Origin of the sequence: Bradyrhizobium sp. (assembly GCF_030697065.1) — a bacterium.
In the GTDB taxonomy this organism is placed as follows: domain Bacteria; phylum Pseudomonadota; class Alphaproteobacteria; order Rhizobiales; family Xanthobacteraceae; genus Bradyrhizobium.
Window position 1 is genome coordinate 1 of record NZ_JAUYQU010000233.1, and the last position, 5606, is coordinate 5606.

General features: G+C 65.6%; 4 protein-coding genes and 1 pseudogene. All 5 read right to left on the minus strand.

Annotated features, from left to right (window positions below; all coding sequences use genetic code 11):
- Positions 1–182 precede the first annotated feature (182 nt).
- The gene (locus tag Q8R73_RS18435; RefSeq protein WP_305720984.1) at positions 183–608 is read right to left on the minus strand and encodes an OsmC family protein; all 426 of its coding nucleotides are present in this window, start codon (positions 606–608) and stop codon (positions 183–185) included.
- A gap of 180 nt (positions 609–788) precedes the next feature.
- Positions 789–1463: a TetR/AcrR family transcriptional regulator gene (locus Q8R73_RS18440; protein WP_305720985.1), complete on the minus strand. Its 675-nt coding sequence runs from the start codon at positions 1461–1463 to the stop codon at positions 789–791.
- 181 nt (positions 1464–1644) lie between these two features.
- Positions 1645–2868, minus strand: coding sequence for a glycosyltransferase family 87 protein (locus Q8R73_RS18445; RefSeq protein ID WP_305720986.1), 1224 nt, complete (start codon positions 2866–2868; stop codon positions 1645–1647).
- Between the two features lie 213 nt (positions 2869–3081).
- Entirely contained in the window at positions 3082–5004 is a 1923-nt protein-coding gene (ftsH, locus tag Q8R73_RS18450; protein WP_305720987.1) for an ATP-dependent zinc metalloprotease FtsH, read from the minus strand.
- A 241-nt stretch (positions 5005–5245) separates the two neighbouring features.
- Positions 5246–5606 (minus strand): annotated as a pseudogene (locus Q8R73_RS18455) (tRNA(Ile)-lysidine synthetase); the annotation flags it as partial.

The window sequence follows — 5606 nt, forward strand, 5'->3', positions numbered from 1 at the left end:
ATCGCATCCCGCCGCGCGTTCGTGACGTGCGCACGCCCCTCGTTCGGGCGGGACGGGCAAATCAGTAAAGGTGATTTGCCCGACGTGTTAAACGGAATATTTTTGTTTTCGGGGCTTGACTTTAGATTCCGATAATCCGAAGTGATTTGCCCGTCGGGTAGTCTGGGATGGACTCCGTCGAACTAAAGCAGCGTCGCGTCCAGCGTGATGTTGGCATTCAGCAGCTTCGACACCGGACAACCGGCTTTCGCCTTGCCTGCCAGTTCCTCGAATTTTGCCTTGTCGGCGCCGGGGATCTTCGCATTCAGCGTGAGATGCACCGCCGTGATCGCAAAACCATCGCCCTGCTTTTCCAGCGTCACGTCGGCTTTGGTATCCATCTGCTCGGCCGTGAGCTTGGCCTCGCCCAGTATCAGCGACAGCGCCATGGTGAAGCAGGCGGCATGCGCCGCGCCGATCAGTTCTTCCGGGTTCGATCCCGGCTTGCCTTCGAAACGGCTGGCAAAGCCGTAGGGGTAATCCTTCAGCGCGCCGCTCCTGGTGGAAATCGCGCCCTTGCCGTCCTTGATGCCACCTTGCCATTTGGCCGATCCGGATGTCGTCGTCATCAGATGCTCCTTGGGATGCGTTGAGAACCAGCGGACCAAGAACGCCAATGCGGCGGATTAGGTCCGTGATTGTAGGGTGGGCAAAGGCGCGCGCTTCGCGCCGTGCCCACCATTCACATTCGTCGTGCGAAGATGGTGGGCACGCTTCGCTTTGCCCACCCTACGATTCCAGCGATTTCCCTATGCCCCGACCAGCGTCCGCCCCGGCAGCACCGCCTGCACCACGAGACCGCGGGCGCGGGCGTCCATCACGCCGACGGCGCGCAGCGCCAGCAGCGTCACGGTTTGAACGGCGTCGCGCAGTTTGCCGGAATCGTCCGTGTTGTCGGGCGCCAGCGGCCCGACCAGCGATTCATGCAATGCGCCGAGCAGCGCGGTGGCGGCGAGTGCGGTATCCTGCGCCGGCAGGTGCCCGGCGCGCACCGCGGCGTCGATTCGCGCGGCAATCTCGCCGGCGATCTCGCGCCGGCTGGCCAGCCGGGACGCGGTGACGTCGACATCGACGGGCTCGGCCAGGATGCCCCAGGCGAGCTTGCGCTGCGACAGCACGTGCACCGCCACCGTGGTGACCGCGGCGGCCAGCGCCGACGACGGGCCGGGAGCCGCGTCCGCGGCGCGGCGGATCGCCGCCAGTTCGTCGCGCGAGACCTCGGCGATCAGTTCGGAAATCAGATCCGCCTTGGAGGGAAAGTAGCGATAGACGGTGCCGGCCGCGACATTGGCGCGGATCGCCACCGGGGCGATCTGCACCGCGGCCATGCCGCCCGCGGCGGCGGCATCCCGCGCCGCCGCCAGGATGGCACTGCGACGCGCCGCCAGCCGCTTCACCACCTGATGGGTTCGCCGATAGACCATGGCGCGTTTCTCGTCCCAGCGCGAAGCCGGCCGGACCGGCCGGCAACGCGCGCTGCAATTCTTTGTGCGGCGGTCAGCCGCCGCTTTGAAGAACTGAACACCTATTCAGAGCTGATGACAAGCGGCAAATATCGAGATTCAGGATGTCAGCGGGGGCGCCGGCATCGACCGCCCGATCGGGTCAGGTGGCCGCCGACAGCATGGACGGCGCCGGCTCGGGCCGCCGCCACAGGCTGGCGCGGCGGAGCACGAGGCCGGCCACGATCAGGGTGGCGCCGAAGCCGAGCGGCACCCCGGTGAGTATGAACCCCGCGATCATGACCAGCGCGCAGGCCAGCGCCGGCAATTCCCAGGCGAGAAAGCCGCCCGACAGTCCCATGCGGATCAGGAAAGCGACCGGTATCGCCAGCACCATCATGTCGTACATGAAGAGGTAGGGCGTGGTCAGCAGGGTGCCGGTCGCAAGTGCCGCGGCCTTGACGGAGTAACGCAACCGGCTCCGCCACATCAACGCCAGCACCACGGCCACCGAGAAGGCGAAAATCCAGTGGAATATCCAGGCCAGCGCTTCGGTGCCGCCGAAGGTGCGCACCAGCGCGAACAGGCTCTGCATCTTCCACCACGGCGCCTTGCCTTCGGTGAGAAAGGCCTGGGAGAACATCGGCATCCACTGGAAGAACGCCTGCCAGCTCTCGGTGCCGAAGGCGAGCCACGATGCAAGCGCCATCGCCAGTGTCACCGTCGCGGCGGTGAAGAACACCGTCCATTGCGACGCCGCGATCAGCACCAGCGGAAACAGCAAACCATATTGCGGCTTGTAGCTGAGCAGCCCGAGGCAAATACCGGAAAGGATCGGCCGCACCGGCATCAGGTAGAGCGTGCCGCCGATCAGCGCGGCGGTGAGAAAACCGTTCTGGCCGACCAGCACATTGTTGAACGCCATCGGCACCGCCACCGCCAGCAGCAAGCCGAAGGGATGCCCGACGATCGCGCGCATCATGGCGAGATAGGGCACGAGGCTCACCAAGGCCCACCCGATGAACGCAACCGCGTAGGGAAAATGCGCCAGCAGGCTTGCGACGAACAGGAAGGGCGGCGGGTAATGCCAGGCAAAATAGCCGGTGAAATCCTGGCCGAGCAGCGCGACTTCGACCTGCTTCTGGATATTCCAGTCCCAGGCGTGCGCCGGGTGACCATCGAGCGCCAGCCGGCCCGCGGCCCAGACGTTGACGAAATCGGTCGGAATGCCAAGTCCGGATGAATCGTAGATCCACCAATGGGCAAGATACGCGGCCGGAAAGAACGAGAGGTTGATGACCGCCAGCGCAAAGCAGACGTTCAGCAGCGCCGGGGGAATGGCGCCCGGCGCGCCTGACGGGGGCGGGGCGGATAAGGGCATGGCCATGCGAAGTCCCTTGCGCACGCCGCGGCCTCGCGGGAAACGCGCGTCCCCAACCAATAGGCGAACAGCCCTTAGGAATGTTTAAGGTTTTGGGCAGCGGCCGTCCGCTGTTCGTCCGCAGGCGGTCCAGTCCGGAGGCTGCGGGACGGCTCACAAGGCAACGGGCGCAAGATGCGCCCGTTGCCGAATTCAATCCGTCGCGAACCGCTTCCAGGCTCACGCCTGCGGCTGCGGCTCCAGTCCGGCGTCCGGATCGGGACGCGGGCGCGGCTTGCCGGCCGGCGGCACCGCCGAGGTGCGCGGCGTGGTCGGCTCCAGCACCGACTCGCGGTTCGGCTTCTTGCCCTGGAGCAGGTCCTGAATCTCGTCGCCGCTCAGGGTTTCGAATTCGAGCAATCCCTTGGCCAGGGCTTCGAGGTCGGCGCGCTTCTCGGTGAGAATGCGGGTCGCTTCCTTGTAGCCCTCTTCGACGAAGCGCCGGATCTCGGTGTCGATCTTCTGAACCGTGGCTTCCGAAGCGTTCTGGGTGCGCGAGACCGACATGCCGAGGAATACCTCGTCCTGGTTCTCGCCATAGGACACGGTGCCGAGTTCTTCCGACAGGCCCCAGCGTGTCACCATCATGCGCGCCAGCCGGGTGGCCTGCTCGATGTCGGACGACGCGCCCGACGTGACCTTCTCGCGGCCGAAGATCAGTTCTTCCGCCACGCGTCCGCCCATCATGATGGCCAGCCGCGAGGTCATCTGTTCGAGCGACATCGACAGCTTGTCGCGCTCGGGCAGCTGCATCACCATGCCGAGCGCACGGCCGCGCGGAATGATCGTGGCCTTGTGGATCGGATCGGTCGCCTTGACGTTGAGCCCGACGATGGCGTGGCCGCCCTCGTGATAGGCCGTCAGCATCTTCTCTTCTTCGGTCATCACCAGCGACTTGCGCTCGGCGCCCATCATGACCTTGTCCTTGGCCTCTTCGAACTCGGCCTGCGTCACCATGCGCTTGTTACGGCGGGCGGCGGTCAGGGCGGCTTCGTTGACGAGGTTCATCAGGTCGGCGCCGGAGAAACCGGGCGTGCCGCGGGCGATGGTCTTCAGGTTGATATCCGGCGCCAGCGGCACCTTGCGGACGTGAACCTTGAGGATCTGTTCGCGGCCCACGACGTCCGGATTCGGCACCACCACCTGGCGGTCGAAGCGGCCCGGACGCAGCAGCGCCGGATCGAGCACGTCAGGACGGTTGGTCGCGGCGATCAGGATGACGCCCTCATTGGCTTCGAAGCCGTCCATCTCGACCAGCAACTGGTTCAGGGTCTGCTCGCGCTCGTCATTGCCGCCGCCGAGACCGGCGCCGCGATGACGGCCGACCGCATCGATTTCGTCGATGAAGATGATGCAGGGCGCGTTCTTCTTGGCCTGTTCGAACATGTCGCGGACGCGGCTGGCGCCGACGCCGACGAACATTTCGACGAAGTCCGAACCCGAGATGGTGAAGAACGGCACGTTGGCTTCGCCGGCCACCGCGCGCGCGATCAGCGTCTTGCCGGTACCGGGAGGTCCGACCAGCAGCACGCCGCGCGGAATCCGTCCGCCCAGCCGTTGATACTTTCCGGGATCGCGCAGGAATTCGACGATCTCCTGCAGGTCCTGCTTGGCCTCGTCGACGCCGGCGACGTCCTCGAACGTCACCCGGCCATGCGCCTCGGTCAGCATCTTGGCGCGCGACTTGCCGAAGCCCATCGCCTTGCCGGCGCCGCCCTGCATCTGCCGCGACAGGAAGACCCAGACGCCGATCAACGCGATGAACGGCAGCCAGGAGACCAGCAGCGACACGAACCACGGCACGTTGTCGCCGGGCGGCTTCGCGGTGATCGCGACCTTGCCTTCATAGAGGCGCTTGACCAGCGTCGGGTCGTTCGGCGCGTAGGTCTGGAAACTGGAGCCGTTGGTGAAGGTGCCGTGGATTTCCGGCCCCTGGATGACGACGTCGCGAACCTTGTTCTGATCGACTTCGGCCAACAGCTGCGAGAACGAGATGTCCTGCGAGGCCGTCCGCTGGCCAGGGTTCTGGAAGAGCGTAAACAGCGCCAACAACAGCAAGACAATAATAACCCAGAGGGCGAAATTGCGCAGATTGGCGTTCATCGATCTTCCTTCGTGGTCGCGCGGATCGCGGCCTTATGTCCTTGGGCAGCGCGAGGGAATCCCCCAAACCGCTGCATTACCATCTAGGTGCCGCCGCGGTCGATGCCAAGGGAACCAGACAGGACTATTTAACGCATGTTAGCCGGATTCCCGCTGAAATAATGGCAGTTGAACCGGCGTTTTCCGAGGTGGTTAAGACTCGCGACACCGACGAGCCCGCCCGCGCGCGTTCGATCCGACGTCAATCCGCCCGGCGGCGGCGCGGCGGCGCCGGTTCGACCCGAATCCGGCCGCCGGTCAGGCTGACCAGCGCGCCGCCAAGCGTCTGTTTCAGCCCTTGCCGCTTCTGTCCCGACGGAATGAGCCCGGGCCGACGCCTTCCGGCCCATTCTGCGACCGCCCGGTCCAGCACCGCCAACAGGGTTTCGACCTTGCCGAGTTCCGCCGGTCCCTCATGGCCGAGCCGGTCGATCGCACGCTTCAGCAGCCTAAGCCGGATTTCCTCCGGCATGCCGGCAAAGACCCTGGCGTCGACGTCGAAGGATCCGGCTCCCGACCAGCCGGCGGCGAATGGGGCATGCCGGGCGGCGCCGTCCCGCAGC

Excerpts from the sequence above, each read along its gene's own strand:
- Q8R73_RS18445 (WP_305720986.1), bottom strand. The coding sequence starts at position 2,868 with ATGGCCATGCCCTTATCCGCCCCGCCCCCGTCAGGCGCGCCGGGCGCC.
- Q8R73_RS18440 (WP_305720985.1), bottom strand. The coding sequence starts at position 1,463 with ATGGTCTATCGGCGAACCCATCAGGTGGTGAAGCGGCTGGCGGCGCGT.
- Q8R73_RS18435 (WP_305720984.1), bottom strand. The coding sequence starts at position 608 with ATGACGACGACATCCGGATCGGCCAAATGGCAAGGTGGCATCAAGGAC.
- ftsH (WP_305720987.1), bottom strand. The coding sequence starts at position 5,004 with ATGAACGCCAATCTGCGCAATTTCGCCCTCTGGGTTATTATTGTCTTG.